The 19,770-nt window shown below is 42.8% G+C and carries 14 protein-coding genes; 11 read left to right on the top strand and 3 right to left on the bottom strand.

What is annotated here, in order from left to right:
• Window positions 1-74 precede the first annotated feature (74 nt).
• From rpsA to V7S75_RS01070, 7 genes are all read left to right on the top strand, one after another.
• Window positions 75-1,895 carry a 30S ribosomal protein S1 gene (rpsA, locus tag V7S75_RS01100; RefSeq protein ID WP_459510849.1) on the top strand — a complete coding sequence of 607 codons (1,821 nt, stop codon included), beginning with the start codon at window positions 75-77 and terminating at the stop codon, window positions 1,893-1,895.
• Between the two features lie 195 nt (window positions 1,896-2,090).
• On the top strand, window positions 2,091-3,524 hold the full coding sequence (locus tag V7S75_RS01095; protein ID WP_459510848.1) for a Gfo/Idh/MocA family protein: 1,434 nt from the start codon (window positions 2,091-2,093) through the stop codon (window positions 3,522-3,524).
• A gap of 75 nt (window positions 3,525-3,599) precedes the next feature.
• Window positions 3,600-4,121, top strand: coding sequence for a cupin domain-containing protein (locus tag V7S75_RS01090; RefSeq protein WP_459510847.1), 522 nt, complete (start codon window positions 3,600-3,602; stop codon window positions 4,119-4,121).
• Between the two features lie 95 nt (window positions 4,122-4,216).
• On the top strand, window positions 4,217-4,813 hold the full coding sequence (locus V7S75_RS01085; RefSeq protein ID WP_459510846.1) for a TetR/AcrR family transcriptional regulator: 597 nt from the start codon (window positions 4,217-4,219) through the stop codon (window positions 4,811-4,813).
• 4 nt (window positions 4,814-4,817) lie between these two features.
• Entirely contained in the window at window positions 4,818-6,161 is a 1,344-nt protein-coding gene (locus tag V7S75_RS01080; RefSeq protein WP_459510845.1) for a TolC family protein, read from the top strand.
• 7 nt (window positions 6,162-6,168) lie between these two features.
• Entirely contained in the window at window positions 6,169-7,281 is a 1,113-nt protein-coding gene (locus tag V7S75_RS01075; protein ID WP_459510844.1) for an efflux RND transporter periplasmic adaptor subunit, read from the top strand.
• A 64-nt stretch (window positions 7,282-7,345) separates the two neighbouring features.
• Window positions 7,346-10,720 carry an efflux RND transporter permease subunit gene (locus tag V7S75_RS01070; RefSeq protein WP_459511143.1) on the top strand — a complete coding sequence of 1,125 codons (3,375 nt, stop codon included), beginning with the start codon at window positions 7,346-7,348 and terminating at the stop codon, window positions 10,718-10,720.
• A gap of 279 nt (window positions 10,721-10,999) precedes the next feature.
• Here V7S75_RS01070 and V7S75_RS01065 read toward each other — a convergent pair whose 3' ends face one another.
• The gene (locus V7S75_RS01065) at window positions 11,000-11,773 is read right to left on the bottom strand and encodes a hypothetical protein (protein WP_459510843.1); all 774 of its coding nucleotides are present in this window, start codon (window positions 11,771-11,773) and stop codon (window positions 11,000-11,002) included.
• A gap of 194 nt (window positions 11,774-11,967) precedes the next feature.
• Here V7S75_RS01065 and ggt point away from each other — a divergent pair, with 194 nt between their 5' ends.
• From ggt to V7S75_RS01050, 3 genes are all read left to right on the top strand, one after another.
• Window positions 11,968-13,656 carry a gamma-glutamyltransferase gene (gene ggt / locus V7S75_RS01060; RefSeq protein ID WP_459510842.1) on the top strand — a complete coding sequence of 563 codons (1,689 nt, stop codon included), beginning with the start codon at window positions 11,968-11,970 and terminating at the stop codon, window positions 13,654-13,656.
• Between the two features lie 63 nt (window positions 13,657-13,719).
• A complete protein-coding gene (nagA, locus tag V7S75_RS01055) occupies window positions 13,720-14,793 on the top strand; it encodes an N-acetylglucosamine-6-phosphate deacetylase (protein WP_459510841.1) in 1,074 nt (357 codons plus the stop codon).
• A 3-nt stretch (window positions 14,794-14,796) separates the two neighbouring features.
• Complete coding sequence (locus tag V7S75_RS01050) at window positions 14,797-15,942, top strand: methionine aminotransferase (protein ID WP_459510840.1); 1,146 nt, start codon at window positions 14,797-14,799, stop codon at window positions 15,940-15,942.
• Here V7S75_RS01050 and V7S75_RS01045 read toward each other — a convergent pair.
• Window positions 15,937-17,031, bottom strand: a complete 1,095-nt coding sequence (locus tag V7S75_RS01045; protein ID WP_459510839.1) for a glycerate kinase — start codon at window positions 17,029-17,031, stop codon at window positions 15,937-15,939. The two genes, V7S75_RS01050 and V7S75_RS01045, sit on opposite strands and share 6 nt — an antisense overlap.
• A 49-nt stretch (window positions 17,032-17,080) precedes the next feature.
• Here V7S75_RS01045 and V7S75_RS01040 point away from each other — a divergent pair, with 49 nt between their 5' ends.
• Window positions 17,081-17,455: a hypothetical protein gene (locus tag V7S75_RS01040; RefSeq protein ID WP_459510838.1), complete on the top strand. Its 375-nt coding sequence runs from the start codon at window positions 17,081-17,083 to the stop codon at window positions 17,453-17,455.
• 33 nt (window positions 17,456-17,488) lie between these two features.
• Here the strand turns inward: V7S75_RS01040 and rnr are convergent, their stop codons facing one another.
• The gene (gene rnr / locus V7S75_RS01035; protein WP_459510837.1) at window positions 17,489-19,735 is read right to left on the bottom strand and encodes a ribonuclease R; all 2,247 of its coding nucleotides are present in this window, start codon (window positions 19,733-19,735) and stop codon (window positions 17,489-17,491) included.
• Window positions 19,736-19,770 lie beyond the last annotated feature (35 nt).

Here is a 19,770-nt window from a genome sequence, read left to right as displayed (position 1 = left end):
CCAATTTAAAAATTGTTTTACACTTAATTTCAGCACGTTAGCCCAGCGTGTTGATGTATCTAGGGCGATCAAATATGTCAAAAGTTAAAAAAGATTTCGACTGGGATTTAGTTGAAGGAAAAGGATTCGGTGGTAACTATACTGCTGATCAAAAAGCACAAATGGAGGCAGCTATTGAGGCTACTCTTAACTCGGTAACTGAGAAGGAAGTTGTGAAGGGGGTTGTTGTAAGCAAGACAGACCGTGAAGTAATCGTAAACATTGGATTCAAATCTGATGGTTTAGTATCTGCATCTGAATTCCGCGATATGCCGGATTTGAAAGCTGGAGATGAAGTAGAAGTTTACATTGAGAATCAAGAAGATTCAAATGGCCAATTGATCTTATCTCGCAAATTAGCGAAGGTAATGGGCGCTTGGACGAACATTGAGAAAGCTTTGGAAGAAGATACAATCATCAATGGTTTCGTAAAACGTCGTACAAAAGGTGGTTTGATCGTGGATATTTTTGGAATCGAGGCATTCTTGCCAGGATCTCAAATTGATGTGAAGCCAATCCGTGATTTCGATATTTTTGTTGGCAAAAATATGGAAGTTAAGGTGGTTAAGATCAACCATACAAATGACAACGTCGTTGTATCTCACAAAGTATTGATCGAGAAAGATCTTGAGGCACAACGTCAATTGATCTTGAACAACTTAGATAAAGGTCAAGTATTAGAAGGTGTGATCAAAAACATGACTAATTTCGGTGTGTTCATCGACTTAGGTGGTGTGGATGGTTTATTGCACATTACAGATATCTCGTGGGGACGTATCAACCACCCACAAGAGGTGTTGAAATTAGATCAAAAAATCCAAGTAGTTGTGTTAGACTTTGATGAGAACAAGAAACGTATCTCATTAGGTATGAAGCAATTGCAAGCACATCCTTGGGAAGCATTAGCTGCTGAGGTTGAGGTTGGATCAAAAGTAAAAGGTAAAATCGTTAACGTTGCGGATTACGGTGCTTTCTTAGAAGTATTGCCAGGCGTTGAAGGTTTGATCCACGTTTCTGAGATGTCATGGTCTCAGCACTTGCGTAACCCACAAGATTTCTTGAAAGTTGGCGATGAAATGGAAGCCGTTGTGTTGACATTAGATCGTTCTGAGCGCAAGATGTCTTTAGGTATCAAGCAATTGACTGAAGATCCTTGGAACAAGACAGATTTATTGTCTAAATATGCTGTTGGAACGAAGCACAAAGGAACGGTTCGTAACTTGACTAACTTTGGTTTATTCCTTGAGTTAGAAGAGGGAATCGATGGTTTGGTTCACGTTTCTGACTTGTCTTGGACAAAGAAAATCAAGCACCCATCTGAATTCGTGAAAGTAGGCGATTCATTGGATGTTATCGTGATTGAGTTAGACGCGGACAACCGTCGTTTGGCATTAGGTCATAAGCAATTAGAAGAGAATCCTTGGGATACATTTGAAAGTGTGTTCACAGTAGGTTCAGTACATAAAGCAACTGTTATTTCGAAAAATGACAAAATGGCTACTTTGGAATTACCTTACGGTATCGAAGGTTTAGCTGCTTTGAAACAATTGACGAAAGCAGATGAGTCAGTAGCTGAAGCGGGTGAGGCATTGGATTTCGTTGTAACGGAATTCCACAAAGAAGATCGTAAGATTATTCTTTCGCACACACGTACATTCTCAGGTGCGCCAGTTGAAGAAGTAAAAGTAGAGAAGAAAAAAGCAACAAAATCTACAGAGAAGACAGCTACAGTTACAGCTGAGAAGTCGACAATGGGAGATATCGGAGCTTTATCTGCTTTGAAAGAGCAAATGGAAGGTGCTGAGCGTGAGCAAGCGATCAAAAAATTAGAGAAGAAATCTAAGAAAGCAGAATAATATTTGTTTTAAGTTTTGATCAAAAGGGGATTCGGAAACGAATCCCCTTTTTTTGTGCTATCCTGACCGAGGCACACAGATTTGTAAAATATCAAGAAAAGAATTGCTTAATTCGAGGTATTTTGACAACTTAGGGTCTTGACTTTATGAGGGTGAGAAGCCCTTGTCGTCTTACCAAACTAAATCATTTAAATTATGGGAAATAATTCACGGAGAGACTTTCTGAAAAAAGCTGGATTAGCTGCAGGAAGCTTTTACATTGTACCGCGACATGTATTGGGAAAGGGTTTTACGGCTCCTTCCGACAAATTAAACATTATGGGTATCGGTGCTGGCGGTAAAGGCCAGAGTGATATCATGAATTCATTCAATAAAGGCAAAGAGAACATCGTTGCCCTTGTCGATGTAGATGATCGTCGCGCGGTTCAATCGCGTAAAGATTTCCCCAAAGCGAATTATTACCGGGATTTCCGCAAGGCTTTAGAAGCCGAAGGAGACAATGTTGATGCCGTAATCGTATCTACCCCCGATCATACACACACAACCATTGCGATGGAAGCGATGCGTCGCAAGAAACACGTGTATGTTCAAAAGCCATTAACACACGACATTTATGAAGCGCGTATGATGGCCGAAAAGGCACGTGAGATGAAAGTGGTTACTCAAATGGGTAACCAAGGATCTTCAGGTGATGGCGTTCGTCAAATGGTTGAATGGTTTGATGGCGGCGTTATCGGTAAAGTATCTGAAGTATTGGTTTGGACGAATCGTCCTGTATGGCCACAAGGAATTTCTTATCCAGCTGCGGGACATCCCGTTCCTGCTGAATTGGATTGGGATTTATGGTTGGGACCCTCAAAATATCGTGAATTCAACCCTGCCTTTGTTCCGTTCAAATGGAGAGGCTGGTGGGATTATGGTACAGGTGCTTTAGGTGACATGGGTTGCCACTTGTTGGATCCTCCATTCAAAGTATTGGGTATCCGTGATGCCTTAAACGTAGAATGTTCAGTAGGTTCTGTATTCTTAAATGACTGGGTTCCGGAGTGGATTCCAGAAGGATGCCCTCCATCATCGATGGTAACCTTGAATTATGGTCCATCTGCAAAGAATAAATCGAATGTAAAATTAACTTGGTTTGATGGTGGTCTCCGTGCTCCACATCCTGCAGGTATCCCAGCGACTGAAATCATCGGAGATCCAGATGGAACCAATGGCGTTATCTTGATTGGTACAAAAGGTATCATGACTTGTGGTACCTATGGTATGTATCCAAAAGTGTTCAAAGATGGCAAGCGTGTAGACGAGTCGGAACTTCCAAAACCAAAATTAGCGCGCGTTGAAGGCGGTGCTGGTGGCCACAATACGCAATGGGTAGAGGCTTGTAAAGCTGGATTCGGAAATATGGAGGTTAGTTCTCCTTTCGACTATGCAGGTCCATTTACGGAATCTGTGTTGATGGGTAACCTTGCCATTCGTTCGTACATGTTGCGTGAAGGCGAAGGTCGGAATGCGAAGTACATTGGGCGCCAACAACTCGAGTGGGATGCGGCGAATATGCGCATTACCAATTTCGAAGCGGCGAATCAATTCGTGAAGCGCGAATACCGTGCAGGTTGGACAATGTAGTAAGTTAAAACCTGATAAATGGAAAAGACGGGGGTTCTCTCCCGTCTTTTTTTTATTTTTGTGAAAATATCTAATATGCTCCCAACGTTTCAATCATCCCATCAAGCCTCCGAAGTGTTCGCGCAAGTGAATGCTTTTATCCAACAAGAGGGATATGAAATTGCTTCGTATGATTTTGACCGTCCATGGGGAGGTTTTTTTGTGTTACACGAAGATCAAGCTGCTAAGTTTGCCAATCAGTTTTTCCCTTCCGTTGATTTTGATTCCATTCAAATTACCCAAAAGCTCAGCCCTAAGTTTTTAGTAGTCGCGCCCAATAAACGCTTATCCTGGCAGTACCATTTTCGCCGTGCCGAATTATGGTCGGTGACCTCCGGCCCCGTAGGCGTTGCGATTTCAGATACCGATGAACAATCGCGACCAGATACGTATCAAGTGGATGACATCATTACATTGCCAATCGGGACACGCCATCGCTTGGTGGGTTTAGATCAATGGGGTATAGTAGCAGAAATCTGGCAGCATACGGATGTTGCGAATCCTTCCGACGAATCCGATATCGTCCGATTGCAAGATGACTATGGCCGTTCGTCCTAGCTTTCATCCACTAATCTAAAAATAGTACAAGAAAACTTTGTAGTCTTCAAAAGTTTCCATAGTTTTGCTTCCCGATTAATTAAGGGTTCAAGCAAATGAAATCGCGTATTCTAGAAAAAGGAACTGAATTATTCTTCAGCTATGGTGTAAAGACTGTAACGATGGATGCTATTGCAGCCGAATTGGGGATTTCGAAAAAAACGATTTATCAACATTTTCCTGATAAAGAATCCATGGTTTGTGAGGTGGTAAAATGTTTTACAGAGCAGGATGCAGTAAAGTGGGATGAGCTCGATAAGCGATATTCGAATGTCATTGAGAAGATGTTTAAGTCCTTTGAAATGGTCAAAGACATGCTGGTCACCATGAACCCTCGTTTGCTTTTTGAAATTCAAAAGTATTTTCCTGCAGCTTTTAAATTGTTTAAAAATCATGGGGAAAACTACATTCATAAGAATTTGATTGCCGACTTCAAGAAAGGTGCTCAATTCGGATATTTTAGAAATGATATTGATTTTGAATTGCTAGCACGCCTGCGTATGGCAGAAGTTGATTTAGCTTTTAACCCCGACTTTTACCCGAACAATAAATTATCCTTGTATGAAACTCAATTAACCTTGATGGATATTTTCATGCGAGGCATTTTGACCGAAAAAGGTCTAACACTTTATAACTCTTTTCAAAACAAATAAAATTATGATCCGCCTAAGAAAAATCTACGCCGGTCTATTTTTACTTTGCTCCTTGTCAGCAAATGCGCAATCTTTCAGCTTAAAAGATGCTGTGGATTATGCAATTGTACATCATGTGCAAGTGAAAAATAGCCAGATTGACTTGCAAAATGCAAGTGCGAAAATCAATGAAATTAAGGCTATGGGCCTTCCGCAGGTGAATGCTTCGGTCGCATTAACGAACAACGTTGTTATGCAACGTATGTTTATCCCGGCAAAAATCTTTAATCCCGCTGCGGCTGAAGGAGAATTAATCGCGGCCAAATTCGGTGTGGAAAATTCAGGTTTTTCAAGTGTAGGCATCAACCAATTGGTTTTTGATGGCAGCTATTTATTAGGCTTAAAAGCTTCCCAGGTTTACAAAGACCTTTCAGTGAAGACCTTAACACAAAGCAAACAACAAGTAGCTGAAAATGTAACCAAAGCTTATTATGGTATTTTGGTGAACGAGAAACGCTTATCGATTTTGCAAGCAAACGTGGGCCGATTGGATACCTTGTTGAAAGAATCTAAGGCACTCAACGCGCAAGGTTTTGTTGAGAAAATCGATGTGCAACGTTTAGAGGTTCAAGCGAACAATTTGCGTACGGAATTGGAAAACGTATATCGCTTACAAGAGTTGAGCTACTCCTTATTGAAGTTCCAAATGGGTTATCCGATGGAAACTCCTATTCGTTTAGCTGAAACCTTGGAGCAAATCGAATTGAGCCATCGCTTATTGGAAGATCAAGATTTGCCTTTCAATTACGGCAATCGCATCGAATATTCGATTCTAAAAACACAAGAAAATCTGGCTGAGCTAGATTTGAAAAGCATTAAAGCAGGTTATTTACCACGGGTGTTATTGGCAGGTAATTATGGTTACAATGCAGGTGCGAATGCGTTTGGCGATTTGTTCAGCAAACAATGGTTCGATAATGCAGCGATCACCTTGTCGATTCAAATCCCAATTTTCGACGGATTTTCAAAGAAATACAAGGCTGTACAATCAGCAAACAATCTTCAAAAAGTTCGTCAAAGCTATGATTTGTTGAAATCATCGATTGATTTACAACGTAGTCAATCCATCATTTCTTTGAAGAATGCTCTAGAGTCTTTGAAAGAACAAAAAGCAAATCTTGACTTGGCCAACGAAATTTCCCGCGTTACGCGTGTGAAATACACACAAGGAGTTGGGTCGAATTTGGAAGTGCTGAACGCAGAAACTTCCATCAAGGAATCTCAAGGAAATTACTTTACCGCACTTTACAATGCCTTAATCGCCAAAGTAGAGCTTGCAAAATCTAACGGAACATTATACTCAGAATAATACGAACATGAAAAAATTAACTATCCTCCTAAGCGCCATTGTCTTATTCGCGGCATGCAATAAGTCGGCAGATAAGAAAACGGAATTGGCCAACTTAAAAGCAGAAGCCAAAGAAATTAATGCGAAAATCGCGTCCTTGGAAAAGGAATTAGGTGCAGGTAAAGAATCGGCATCGTCGAAAGTAATTGCGGTTACGGTTACTCCTATCGCACCTGTTGCCTTCAAACATTTTGTTGAAGCACAAGGAAATGTAGTTGCAGAAAACACGGTATTGGTTAGTCCGCAAACAGGTGGAATGATTGTTTCCTTGCCGGTTGTGGCGGGCCAACAAGTTTCCAAAGGACAATTGATTGCAACCTTGGATAATAGCATCTTGAAGGAATCCATGGAAGAGGTGAAACACCAATTGGAATTAGCGAAGACGTTGTTTGATAAGCAGAAGACGCTTTGGGACCAACAAATTGGTACCGAGGTTCAATACTTAAGCGCTAAATCGAATAAGGAATCTTTGGAGAAGCGTTTGGTTACTTTACGTGCTCAATTAGGCTTGTCACGTGTGGTGGCGCCTATCTCAGGAACGATTGAAATCGTGCGTCAAAAAGCAGGTGAAATGGCAGCTCCAGGGATGCCAATTGTTCAAATTGTCAACTTAGGTAACTTGAAGATCTCGGCAAAAATTGCAGATGCTTATGTAGGTTCTGTGAAACAAGGTGATCCGATCAACATCAAATTCCCGGATATCAACAAAGAAATTACAGCACGTATTTCATTGGTTTCTAAAATGGTGAATCCATTGACGCGTACGTTTGATATCGAAGCGCGCATTCCCAATGCAGGTGGAGATTTGAAACCCAATCAATTAGCTGTCATCAACATCAATGATTTGTCTAAAGCAAATGCCTTGGTTTTGGATGAAAACATCATTCAAAAAACAGAAAAAGGTAATTTGGTTTATGTAGCTGTTGAAGAAAATGGCAAAAAAGTAGCTAAGGCACGTGTTGTAACGATCGGTTTGACATACAATGGACAAGCAGAGATTGCTACAGGTTTGCAAGCAGGTGACCAAGTTATTACACAAGGCTACCAAGATTTAGTTGACGGACAAGCAATTTCATTCTAAGTCAAGCATGGAAAAGAATTTAAAGAACGAGCAACTGCCCGAGGGGAAAGGCTTGATTTATAACATGGTCGGCTGGTTAGGCCAAAACCGTACCACTGTTTACATTTTTACGTTTATCATTTTCGTAGCAGGTTTGGGTATTTACTCACGCCTTCCGAAAGAGCAGTTTCCGGATATCGTTGTTCCGCAAATGGTTATTCAAACGGTTTATGCAGGAACGACTCCGGCGGATATTGAGAATACGATCAATAAACCGATCGAAAAGCAATTGAAGTCGATTTCAGGCATTAAAAGTGTCAAATCGAATGCATTGCAAGATATCTCAGTAATCATTGTTGAATTCAATACGGACGTTTCTGTTCCCGTTGCCAAACAACGTGTGCAAGATGCCGTGGACAAAGCAAGTAATGACCTACCAAAAGATTTAACACGCGATCCTGCTGTGGCAGAGGTGAACTTCTCGGAGTTCCCGATCATGAACATCAACATCGCTGGGGATTATCCGCTCGATAAGTTGAAGAAATATGCCGAAGATTTACAAGACGAGATTGAGGGGATGCCCGAAATCACACGTGTAGATATCGTCGGTGCTTTGAAACGGGAAATTCAGGTAAACTTGGATCTGTACAAGATGCAGAGTTATGGCTTGACTTTCTACGACATCCAACAAGCTGTTCAAGGTGAAAACGTGAACATTTCAGGAGGTGATTTAGATGTGAACGGCGTTCGTCGTTCGTTACGTGTGGTAGGAGAGTTTAAGTCGGTGGATCAATTGGCCAACTTGATGGTCGGTTCTTCGACGGGCGCTCGTGTACGATTAAAAGATGTGGCGGATGTTCGTGATGGATTTGAGGAGAAGCAAGATTTTGCCCGTTTGGATAACAAATCGGTTATTACCTTGAACGTAATCAAACGTAGTGGTGCGAATCTAATTAACGCGGCGGATCGAATTGAAAAGACGATTGAAGAATATCGCGAGAGTCGTTTTCCTGCGGGTTTGGTTGTTTCTGTGACAGCTGACCAGTCGGAGCGTACGCGTGGTGATCTTGCCGATTTGATTAACACGGTAATCCTTGGATTTATCTTCGTGGTGGTGGTCTTGATGTTCTTCATGGGTGTACGCGATGCGGCCTTTGTGGGTCTTTCAGTGCCATTGTCGGCCTTATTGACATTCTTGTTCATGCCAGGCTTAGACTTTACGTTGAATACCATCGTATTGTTTGCGTTCTTATTGGGCTTAGGAATTGTAGTGGATGATGCGATTGTGGTGATTGAAAATGCCCACCGTTTGTTCAATAATTTTAAGAAATTAACGATCACGGAAGCAGTTAAATTAGCGGCATCGGAAGTATTTGTTCCGGTATTAACGGGAACGTTGACGACGATTTCGCCTTTCTTGCCTTTGTTATTCTGGCCGGGTATCGTGGGTGAGTTCATGAAATTCTTGCCGATTACCTTGATCATTACCTTGTTTGCGTCCTTGTTTGTGGCTTACGTGATGAATCCGGTGTTTGCGGTTTCGTTCATGAAGCGTCATGATGAAGAGGTGAATGATGTGAAAGAGCCGAAGTTCGCGGATATCCGTCGGACCGTGTTTATTCTTTTGAGCTTAACCATCTTTGGATACGTGATCGGTTTTGGCTTAGGGCATTTTGGATTCGGAAATTTTGGCCTTTTGTCATTGGTATTGTACGTTTTCAATCACTTTATTGTGACGCCAAAATGGGTTGTGCCTTTCCAAGAGGAGACCTTGCCGGCATTTAAAAATGCATACCGTCGAGTTATTTCGTGGGTTTTGGAGGGTCGTCGGGCGGTATATGCTACGATTGGAGCCTTTGGATTATTGGTTGCGACCATCGTATTGATGGGTATTGTGAAGCCGAAGGTTATTTTCTTCCCAGCGTCAGATCCGGATTACATTTATATCTATTCAAAAATGCCAATCGGGACGGATTCCAAAGTGACGGATTCTGTTACAAAGATTGTTGAGCAGCGTGTATTTGCCTTTATCAAAAAGGAAAATGCGGGTAAGGCTGTGAACTCGGTGATTTCGAACGTTGGTAAAAATGCAGGAGATCCGATGCAACCTGATCGCGGTGCGACACCACATAAGAGTAAGGTGACGATTGCCTTTGCGCCTAAGCAGGAGCGTGGAGAAGTATCTTCAGGTGTATTATTAGAGAAGTTGCAGAAAGAATTCTTCGAGAAGCCGATTCCAAGTGTGGAAATGGCGATTGAGCGTGAGGCGAAAGGACCGCCGACGGGTAAGCCAATTTCCATTGAGATTGCGGGCGATGATTTTGTTGTTCTTCAGGAATTAGAGCAAAAGGTGCGTAAGATTATTCAGAAGTCGGGCATTGAAGGAATTCAAGAATTGAAGTCGGATTTGGTAACGAATAAGCCAGAAATTATCATTGATGTAAATCGTGAGAAGGCGAGTCGGGAAGGGATTTCATCCGCACAAGTTGCGATGGCTGTTCGTACGGGATTATTCGGTGCTGAGATTTCGAAGTTCCGCGATATCAAGGATGAATATCCAATTCAATTGCGATTGAAAGGGGATTCTCGTAATCAAATCGAGAAATTATTGTCGATGAACATTACCTACCGTGACATGAATATGGGGGGAGCCTTGCGTCAAGTACCTTTGAATGCGATTGCGGATATACGTTATGCGACTTCATTTAGTCAGATTAATCGCAAGAATCAGGAACGTGTGGTGACCTTGGGATCTGATGTAGTTCAGGGTTATAATGCGAATCAGATTGTGGGTGAATTGGAGCAATTGTTTGAGACGATTGATATGCCGCAGGGCTACAAGATCCGTATGGGTGGCGAGCAGGAGCAGCAGAAAGAATCAGGCGAATTCTTGGGTGTAGCCTTTTTGGCAGCCTTAGTATTAATCTACTTGATTTTAGCGACGCAGTTTAACTCGGCGGTGAAACCATTCATTATTTTCGCGACGATTTTGTTATCCTTGATTGGTGTATTCTTAGGCTTTATGGCCTTTGGAATGACCTTCTCGGTGATTATGTCGGGCGTGGGGATCATTGCCTTGGCAGGTATCGTGGTGAAAAACGGTATTTTGTTGATCGAGTTCATTGAGGAGCTACGTTTCAAGCGTGGTTATGACTTGAAAGAAGCGATCATTGAAGGTGGTGGAATTCGTTTGACGCCGGTATTGTTGACCGCTTCGGCTGCGGTATTAGGTTTGATTCCATTGGCAGTAGGCTTGAGCATTGACTTCGTGTCGATGTTTACGGAGCTGAATCCACATATTTTCTTTGGATCGGAATCTGCGGATTTCTGGGGGATTTTGGCTTGGACGATCATTTTCGGATTGACGTTCTCGACGGTCTTGACCCTAGTGATTGTGCCGTGTATGTATTACATCTCGGAGCGCATTAAGCAGAAGTTCTTTCCAAAACGTGTTTATTAATTTGGTGGTTCAAAATGTAAAAACCCTCGAACAATGTTCGAGGGTTTTTTGTTGCTATGCCTTAATTCTTGGAGGCATTTACAGCATAATAGATGATTATTCCCCAACATGGCAGGAACAAGACGAGTAGGATCCAATTAATTTTTTGAACATAGGAAAAGGTACTCGTTTGAAAAATCTGCCTGATAGCCCGCGCGACGATGAAGAAATATAAGAAAATTATTGCCCCAACAATTATTCTAAATAATTGAGCGGATTCGGGTGAAATTAGATTCATGATTAGCTAGCTATATTGCATTTGAAGGTTGAAATCGTAACACATCCTAAGGATTCAAAGAAACAAGAAGTACTAGTTCCAAGTAATGTGCATTCATATTTTTTTATTTCATCAACAGAACCACCTCTAGCCGAGAGTTCATCATCAATAGATTGCTCCCTTGTAAAGCCCCAACCAATCGTAAATGAATAGATTGATTTACCAATTGGGGATTCATTCTCACTACGTATGATTGAACCATTTACAAGGTATGGATTAGATACGCGAAATTCATCATAGTAGTTTAATAAAATTATTGCCACCAAACGCTGCCGACTTGTCATGACTAACTTCTTTTGAAGGTTAAATGAAACATTATTTAATTTCATAATGAATGAGTTTGTTGCATTATCTACGGAAAGACTTGCAGTTAATCCCCAATCCTTGAAATAGGTATTAAGAGTATAACTTAGTGCAGTTATTTTTTTGAAAACTATTTTTGAATTATTTAAGTTGATAATCTCTCCGTTTATGATGTTGTTTTTCCCCCCAACGACCAATGTCATTTCATCGGGCTGGCTTTGTCGACTTTTCGTATATTTATTAACTCCTAATAAGTAACTAATCTTAGAGATATCGGTTTTTACAGAGTCAAAAGAGACTTCATCTGATTTGATTTCTATCCCTACATCAGAGGATTCCAAAGCATTTTTGTTAACACATCCTTGAATGAATATTAATCCAATAATTAATGAAAAAAAGATGATTGTTTTGTGGGTAGTTAGGTATGTTTTCATGATAAATAAATGATAATTTCCCTACTCTTGATTGGTTTTTCGGGGGCCTCCATTACTTATTTTTTAGGTTAGGTTATAATTTGAATGGAAAGCTAACATTAAAGAGGTTGATTTGTTATTCTATTTTCGACTAATTAAAAAAAGATTGTATTTCAACGAATGAAAACTTAATTTACCCCCTCAAAATCAACAACATGAAAAAACTTCTCCTCTTACTCGTATTACCTTTTTTAGGACAGGCACAAGATAGAACCTATGGAAAATTATGGGCAACACGTTCACAGGTGATGGCCCAAAACGGGATGGCTGCTACGTCACATCCTTTATCCACACAAGCAGCTTTAGACGTACTGAAAGCAGGTGGTAATGCCATCGATGCGGCCATTGCGGCGAATGCGATGGAAGGGGTTGTTGAACCCCATGTGAATGGAATCGGGGGTGATTTATTTGCCATCGTTTGGGATGCGAAAACAAAAAAACTATACGGTTTAAATGGTTCGGGTCGCTCGCCGAAATCCCTGACTTTAGCCGAATTTAAAAAGCGTGGATTAACGCATATTCCTTCTTTGGGGCCCCTTCCTGTTTCTGTTCCCGGTGCTGTGGATGCTTGGTTTGAGTTACATAAAAAATTCGGGTCGATGCCCATGAATAAGGTGCTAAATGCGGCTGTTTCCTATGCGCGCAACGGCTTCCCAGTTCATGGCGAATTTGCCTCTGCCTTAGCACGCGTCGAAGCGAATTATGGTAAATTTCCGAACGTAGCCCAGCACTACTATCCTGCCGGGAAAGTACCTGTCGAAGGAGATATTTTTAAGAATCCGAACCTTGCGAATACGCTCGAGAAGATTGGTCGGGAAGGCCGCGATGCGTTTTACAAAGGCGACATGGCGCGGACGATGGATGCATTCATGAAGAAAAATGGAGGCTTTTTGAGCTATGAGGATTTAGCAACGCATACGTCTACATGGATTGATCCGGTGTCAGTGAATTACCGAGGCTACGACGTGTGGGAATTGCCCCCCAATGGTCAAGGCATTGCTGCATTACAGATGTTGAACATCTTAGAAGGCTATGATTTTTCTAAAATCAAGGTTGGCTCCGCGGAGCATGTCCACTTATTTACAGAGGCAAAAAAACTGGTTTTCGAAGATCGCGCGAAATATTATGCGGATCCAGAATTTGCCAAAATTCCGGTGAAGAGTCTTATCTCAGAGGAATATGCGGCGGAACGTCGGAAATTGATCAATCCAAATCGTGCATCCAAACATTTCGATGCAGGTAACCCAGCTTTGAAAGATGGTGATACCATTTATTTGACGGTGGCAGATAAGGATGGGAATATGGTTTCATTGATTCAAAGTAATTACCGGGGTTTTGGCTCGGGGATGATGCCTGACGGTTTGGGATTCATGTTCCAGGATCGCGGGGAATTATATAGTTTGACGGAAGGGGAGAACAATACGTATGCGCCAGGGAAACGTCCATTCCATACGATTATTCCAGCTTTTATGACGAAAGACGGTCAGCCGATTATGAGTTTTGGGGTGATGGGTGGAGCATTCCAGCCGATGGGACATGTGCAAATTGTGATGAATGTGGTGGATTTTGGGATGAATGTGCAAGAGGCTGGAGATTTTCCGCGGATTAATCATGAGGGGTCTTCAGAACCTACAGGAGAGAAGATGGAACCAACTGGCGGTATGATTACATTGGAATATGGCTATCCTTACGAAGTGATTCGTGAATTGCTTCAAAAAGGCCACCAAGTGGGTTATTTGAATGGTATTTATGGAGGTTATCAATGTATCAAATGGGATCCTGTTCGCAAGGTGTATTTTGGCGCGACGGAATCGCGTAAAGATGGACAAGCTGCCGGTTACTAATCTCCCCCTTACCTTTGGCAATCCTCCAAGGTTTGCCAAAGGTACAGGAGAAAAACGACAAAAATGACAAGTAAACTGATATTCAAAAAGGTATTCACCGGACAAGCTTGGTTGGAAAATCAAGCCATTTTCATCGAAGACGGGCGAATCAAATCACTCGATCGAGCGGCCGACGGAGTAGCCGATGGATTCTTGGTTCCGGGCTTCATCGACTTACAAGTCTATGGAGGTGGAGGAATTCTTTTTTCGAATCATCAGACGGAAGAGGCGATTCAAGCCACCTTCGATGAGCATGCGAAAACCGGTACAATCGCTTTTCAGATTACCCTAAATTGTTCTCCCAAAAGCAGCATGTGGGCAGCCATCGATGCATGTCAACATTATAAAGGGAATGGACTTGTGGGCTTACATCTCGAAGGCCCCTTTTTTAATCCGGTAAAACGAGGCGCGCACCAAGAGGCATTTGTTCAAGAACCCACCATAGATTTTGTGAAAGAAATCATTGAACGCACGAACGGCCTTCCCACCTACATGACCATCGCACCAGAAATGTTTAAACCGGAGGTGCTGGATTTATTGAAAAACAGCCACATCATGTGTTCCATGGGTCATTCGGATGCGACGTTTGAGCAAGCGCAAAAAGCCGGCATTTCACGCATCACGCATTTGTTTAATGCGATGTCGCAATGGCAAAGTCGGGCTTTAGGATTGGTTGGCGCCAGCTTTCGTTCGGATGCCTGGACAAGTATCATCGCCGATGGACTGCATTGTGATTTTGAGTCCTTACGTTTGGCCAAACAACTCAAAGGCGAAAAACTCTTTTTAATTACGGATGCCGTCACGCACGACGAGTCGGGGCCCTATGTTTTTTCCAAAAATGGTGCACGTTTCACGAATGAGGCCGGTGTCCTTTCCGGATCCGCGCTGACCATGGACGAGGCCATCCGAAATTGTGTTCATAAAGCAGGGATTTCCACCGAGGAGGCCATTCGCATGGCAACGGTATATCCCGCGGAAGTGGCAAATTTGCATGATTTAGGGACTATTGAGGTCGGGAAGCGCGCTTGTTTTGTCCATTTATCAGACGATTTGCAGGTGAAGCAAGTTTGGTATGATGGAGAAGCTTTGATAAATTAGAGCATGATTCATTTTCCTTCTAAACAGCCGCAGGTTCAAACCACGATTTTTACCAAAATGTCCCAACTCGCCTTGGAGGAAGGGGCGCTGAATCTTTCGCAAGGTTTTCCGGGTTTCGACTGTTCCGAAGAGTTGCAAGAATTACTCAAATTTTACTCCAAAGGATTTAATCAATATGCCCCTATGGCGGGTGTTCCGGCCTTGCGAAATAGCATTGCCGAAAAAACGAAGGCTTTTTATGGGTTGGATCTGGATGCGAATTCTGAAGTGACTGTCGTTTCCGGAGCTACAGAGGCTCTTTTTGCCGCGGTTCATTGCTGTGTTTCGCCGGGAGATGAGGTGATTATGTTCGATCCTTCTTATGATGCTTATGATCCCATCGTGCGTTTGGCGGGTGGTATTCCCATACACATTCAATTAAAGGCTAACGAAGGATTTCGAATCGATTGGGCTGAATTGGCACGTAAGATTACGCCCAAAACGCGCGCGATCATGGTGAATACACCGCATAATCCGACAGGATCTGTTTGGTCTATGGAAGATTTAGATGCTTTTGCAGACATCGTGAAAGGGACGAATATTCTGATTATTTCCGATGAGGTGTATGAACACATTGTATTTGATGGTGCCCAACATGCCTCCGTTTTATTGCATCCTGAGTTGCGCAAACGTAGTTTTGTCTGTGGTTCTTTCGGAAAAACGTATCACATTACAGGTTGGAAAATAGGATATTGTTTAGCGCCCGAATATTTGACAAGTGAGTTTCGTAAGCTCCATCAATGGGTCACTTTTTCAAGTGCGACACCGCTCCAATATGCCTTGGCTGATTACCTGAAAACACCTGACCATTATCTAGGTTTATCCGATTTCTATCAAAAAAAGCGCGACATATTCGCCTCTTTTTTCGTCGGTTCTCGCTGGAAGGTTTTGCCTTCGCAGGGTAGCTTTTTTCAATGTTTGGATTATTCGGCAATTAGTGATGAGGCAGATGTAGATTTGGCGGTCCGACTGACCCACGAACTCAAGGTCGCCTCCATTCCTGTCTCTGTCTTTTATGAAACGCCTTCAGCCGATCGTATTCTGCGTTTTTGTTTCGCAAAAAACGACGACATGCTTCAAGAAGCAGCCCAAAGACTCGCGAAATTATAAGTATTTTAAGGCAATCGCCTCCCCAATCTGAGTTAAATACAGTGCTGCGTTTTCCATCGCGTCTTTTGAGCTAGTAGCCACATCCGTGATGCTATAAACATCCCTAGGGTCAAGAAACAAGGGGATTTTCTCCGGGTCTTCAAATAGCCCACAGACTAATATAGATTGCTTTAATTGCTTGTCGGCGCGATCCACGATGTTGGATACTAATTTCCCCGACCAGCTTTGTTGGTCTATTTTTCCTTCTCCCGTGATGATAAAATCTGCCTTGCGAATAGCGCGGTTGATGTGAATCTTGTTCAATAACCATTCCGCACCAGGCTCTAAAGTCGCGCCTAAAAAATTGACAGCTCCAGCACCTAATCCTCCTGCAGCTCCTGCCCCTGGCATATCGGCGGGAAGCCATTGGCCCATATTAATTAGACCTTTGTCTAATTGTTTAATCATCGTGGCATTTGCCCCTTTTTGTTTGGCATAAACCTGTGCAGCTCCTTGAGGACCATGTAAGGGATTGGAAACATCGCTCAACACAATGAACTGAATATGTGCGTAGGGGTTTGATCCCTTGATTTCTGTGATATTTTCAAGTGCAGAACCAATGGGTTCAAGCGCTGTACCCGAGGCGTCTAAAAATGAATAACCTAATGCCGCAGCCATTCCAATTCCCGCATCATTGGTTGCAGAACCACCGATCGTCAACACGATGCTTGTTGCACCCGCTTCCGCCGCATGACGAATTAATTCTCCCGTCCCGAACGTACTTGTTTTTAAGGGATTCTGCTCTTTTTTCAGCAATAAACCTAAGCCTGATGCACGCGCCATTTCGATGTAGGCTGTTTTTTGGTCGGCCAACCACAAATAAGATGCTTCAATAGGCCGATAGAGTGGATCGTTGACCTGAACGGAAATCCATTGCCCGCCGTGCATTTGTTGGACAACCTCCAAGGTTCCCTCCCCGCCATCGGCCAAAGGAATACATTGAATACTGGATTTTTTCCGTTTATTAAGGATACCTTTGGCAAGCGCTTCGGCTGCTTCATGGGCACTTAAAGATCCTTTGAATTTGTCGGGGCAGATTAATATGTTCACTTGTGCAAGTTAGGGACATTTCTTTAATTTGTATTGCTAACCCCCAGCCATGAAGTACCTACTTTTTATCCTCCTTACTTTTTTGATTTCCGCTTGTACGCACCAACCTGATTTAACAGGTTTTGACGCGGAAGCGTTTAAAATGGATAGAGGCGGCTGCAATGGCCAACGAGCGAAGCAAGTTGCCTGGTTAAAAGCGCATAAGATGGAATTGCGTGGGACAACGTCAAATAACATGGAGGATATTCTTGGCAAACCCGATATCCAGCAATTAGCCGATCGGAACCAAGAATATTACATCTATTTTCTGGAGCCAGGTCCACATTGTAATCAAAAGGCATCCCAAGCCAAATCGATTGCCTTTCGTTTTAGCGCCATGGGCATTGCGACTGAAATCACGTTTCAAGCGGGTGTACCCCTATAAAAAAAGCCCTCAATTTTCATCAAGGGCTTCCTATTATCTTCTTCGTTTTCCTCTCGGAATTACTTTCGAACTTCGTGCACCGCGTGGCATATCACGTTTCCGTGAGCGGTTATTCGCATAAGCTCCTGCTCCACGCATCCCCACCATTTCTAAATCGATGGTTCTTTTAGCCAAATTCGTATCACGAACTTTGACTTTTACGGCATCGCCAAACGTAAAGACACGTCCGTTGGATTTACCCACAATCCGGTAATTGTCTTTATCTAAATCGTAGAAGTCGTCATTTAAATCCACCATGCGAACCAATCCTTCGCAAGAGGTATCGCCGATTTCCACAAACAAACCAAATTCTGTGACGCCTGTAATGATACCATCAAAAATCTGAGGTTCATGCAAACTCATGTATTCCACTTGCTTGTATTTAATCGACGCACGTTCCGCATCAGCCGCTAATTTCTCGCGATCCGACGAATGCTTACATTGAATTTCCAAGGGTGCGCGCTCCGGAGAAGCACCTCCATCTAAATAATGTTGGAGCAAACGGTGTGTCATCACATCCGGGTACCGACGAATCGGACTCGTAAAGTGTGAATAGAACGGAAATGCCAAACCAAAGTGGCCAATCGCATCTGTGCTGTATCGTGCTTTGGACATGGTCCGCACAGCTAAACTCTGCAAGACATGCTCCTCGCCTTTGCCTTCAATGGATTCCATCAAAGCATTGAATGATTTACTTACCTGCTTAGGTTCTGTGGTTACTTGATATCCGAATTTCTTCGCGAATGTCGAGAATACCCGTAATTTCTCTGGATCCGGAGCCTCATGCACCCGGTAAACCATCGTATTACGCGGATCCGTTTTCTTTAAATCATGCACATAAGTCGCCACACGCTTATTAGCCAATAACATAAATTCCTCGATCAATTTATGCGCATCTTTACGAACGCGAGGATGTACTGCTATCGGCTTGCCATCAGCATCCAATTCAAAACGAACTTCTGCCGTCTCAAAATTCACGGAGCCATGTGCAAAACGTGCATCACGCAATTTGTGTGCTAATTGATTCAAAGCCTTGATGATGGGCTCGTAAGAATCCGTTACCTCACCTGTGTGCTCAATTAATTCTTGGGCTTGTTCATAAGCAAAGCGACGATCGGAATGGATCACCGTTCTTCCAAACCATTCTTTGAGAATTACACCATTCGTATCAAATTCAAATACGGCTGAAAACGTTAATTTGTCTTCATTAGGTCGTAATGAACAAAGGCCATTAGATAATTTTTCGGGCAACATCGGCACCACGCGATCCACTAAATAGACAGAAGTTGCGCGTTTGTAAGCCTCTTGATCCAATAAACTACCCGGTTTCACATAATGGGAAACATCGGCGATGTGAACACCAATCTCCACATTGCCATTTTTCAAGACTTCATAGCTTAATGCATCGTCAAAATCTTTGGCATCAATCGGGTCAATCGTGAAACTCAAAACCTTCCGCATATCGCGGCGTTTTTTGATTTCTTCTTTTGGAATCGTCGTGTTGATAGATTCTGCGGCGTATTCTACGTCAGCAGGAAATTCATAGGGTAAGCCAAATTCCGCTAAAATCGAGTGCATTTCTGTCTCGTTTTCGCCTGCTTTACCTAATACTTTAATCACCCGACCTTCTGCTTTTTTGCCTGGGCTACCCCAACGGGTAACTTCGACGATTACTTTGTCTAGATGATTAGCGCCCATTACTTCTGTGCGCGGCACGTAGATATCTTCGTAGATTTTCTTGGAATCCGGGATCAGAAATGCATAATGTGGTGTCACCTGAATTACGCCAACTACATCCGTTGATCCGCGTTCTAAAATCTCAATGACTTCCCCCTCAGGGCGGTCGTTCTTCTTTTTTTCTGAAGGCTTGCGTGCTTGTACACGTACTCGGTCACCATCTTTGGCATTATTTAAGTCGGCAGTCGCCACCCAAATATCCTTTCCTTCTCCCTCTACCACGACAAACGCAAAACGCGAATTGACGTGGTCTACGCGACCTTCCACAACAAATGATTCGTTGTCAAAGCGAAAATTGCCATCTTCCTGGCGGATTAATCGGCCATCCGAAGCCAAGCGATTTAATACATCGCCGTAAATTTCTTTTGTCTTGCGATCGCGAATGGCGAACGCTTTATGAATCTGATTTAACGAGTATGAACGGTAGTCGTTCAATTCGAAAAAGTCCAATACTTCTTTTTGGAGTCCTTGAAAAAACTTCTCCTCTTTTGGGTTCCTTCCCATAATTATTTTCTATTAGCCTGCAAGGTACATAACCT

It is taken from the genome of Aquirufa sp. TARAVU-A1A (assembly GCF_054558675.1).
Note: the sequence above shows the minus strand (reverse complement) of the source record. Positions and strands in the feature narration are given on the sequence as shown.

Excerpts from the sequence above, each read along its gene's own strand:
- rnr (WP_459510837.1), bottom strand. The coding sequence starts at position 19,735 with ATGGGAAGGAACCCAAAAGAGGAGAAGTTTTTTCAAGGACTCCAAAAA.
- nagA (WP_459510841.1), top strand. The coding sequence starts at position 13,720 with ATGACAAGTAAACTGATATTCAAAAAGGTATTCACCGGACAAGCTTGG.
- V7S75_RS01040 (WP_459510838.1), top strand. The coding sequence starts at position 17,081 with ATGAAGTACCTACTTTTTATCCTCCTTACTTTTTTGATTTCCGCTTGT.
- V7S75_RS01080 (WP_459510845.1), top strand. The coding sequence starts at position 4,818 with ATGATCCGCCTAAGAAAAATCTACGCCGGTCTATTTTTACTTTGCTCC.
- V7S75_RS01090 (WP_459510847.1), top strand. The coding sequence starts at position 3,600 with ATGCTCCCAACGTTTCAATCATCCCATCAAGCCTCCGAAGTGTTCGCG.
- V7S75_RS01050 (WP_459510840.1), top strand. The coding sequence starts at position 14,797 with ATGATTCATTTTCCTTCTAAACAGCCGCAGGTTCAAACCACGATTTTT.
- rpsA (WP_459510849.1), top strand. The coding sequence starts at position 75 with ATGTCAAAAGTTAAAAAAGATTTCGACTGGGATTTAGTTGAAGGAAAA.
- V7S75_RS01095 (WP_459510848.1), top strand. The coding sequence starts at position 2,091 with ATGGGAAATAATTCACGGAGAGACTTTCTGAAAAAAGCTGGATTAGCT.
- V7S75_RS01075 (WP_459510844.1), top strand. The coding sequence starts at position 6,169 with ATGAAAAAATTAACTATCCTCCTAAGCGCCATTGTCTTATTCGCGGCA.
- ggt (WP_459510842.1), top strand. The coding sequence starts at position 11,968 with ATGAAAAAACTTCTCCTCTTACTCGTATTACCTTTTTTAGGACAGGCA.
- V7S75_RS01070 (WP_459511143.1), top strand. The coding sequence starts at position 7,346 with ATGGTCGGCTGGTTAGGCCAAAACCGTACCACTGTTTACATTTTTACG.
- V7S75_RS01085 (WP_459510846.1), top strand. The coding sequence starts at position 4,217 with ATGAAATCGCGTATTCTAGAAAAAGGAACTGAATTATTCTTCAGCTAT.
- V7S75_RS01065 (WP_459510843.1), bottom strand. The coding sequence starts at position 11,773 with ATGAAAACATACCTAACTACCCACAAAACAATCATCTTTTTTTCATTA.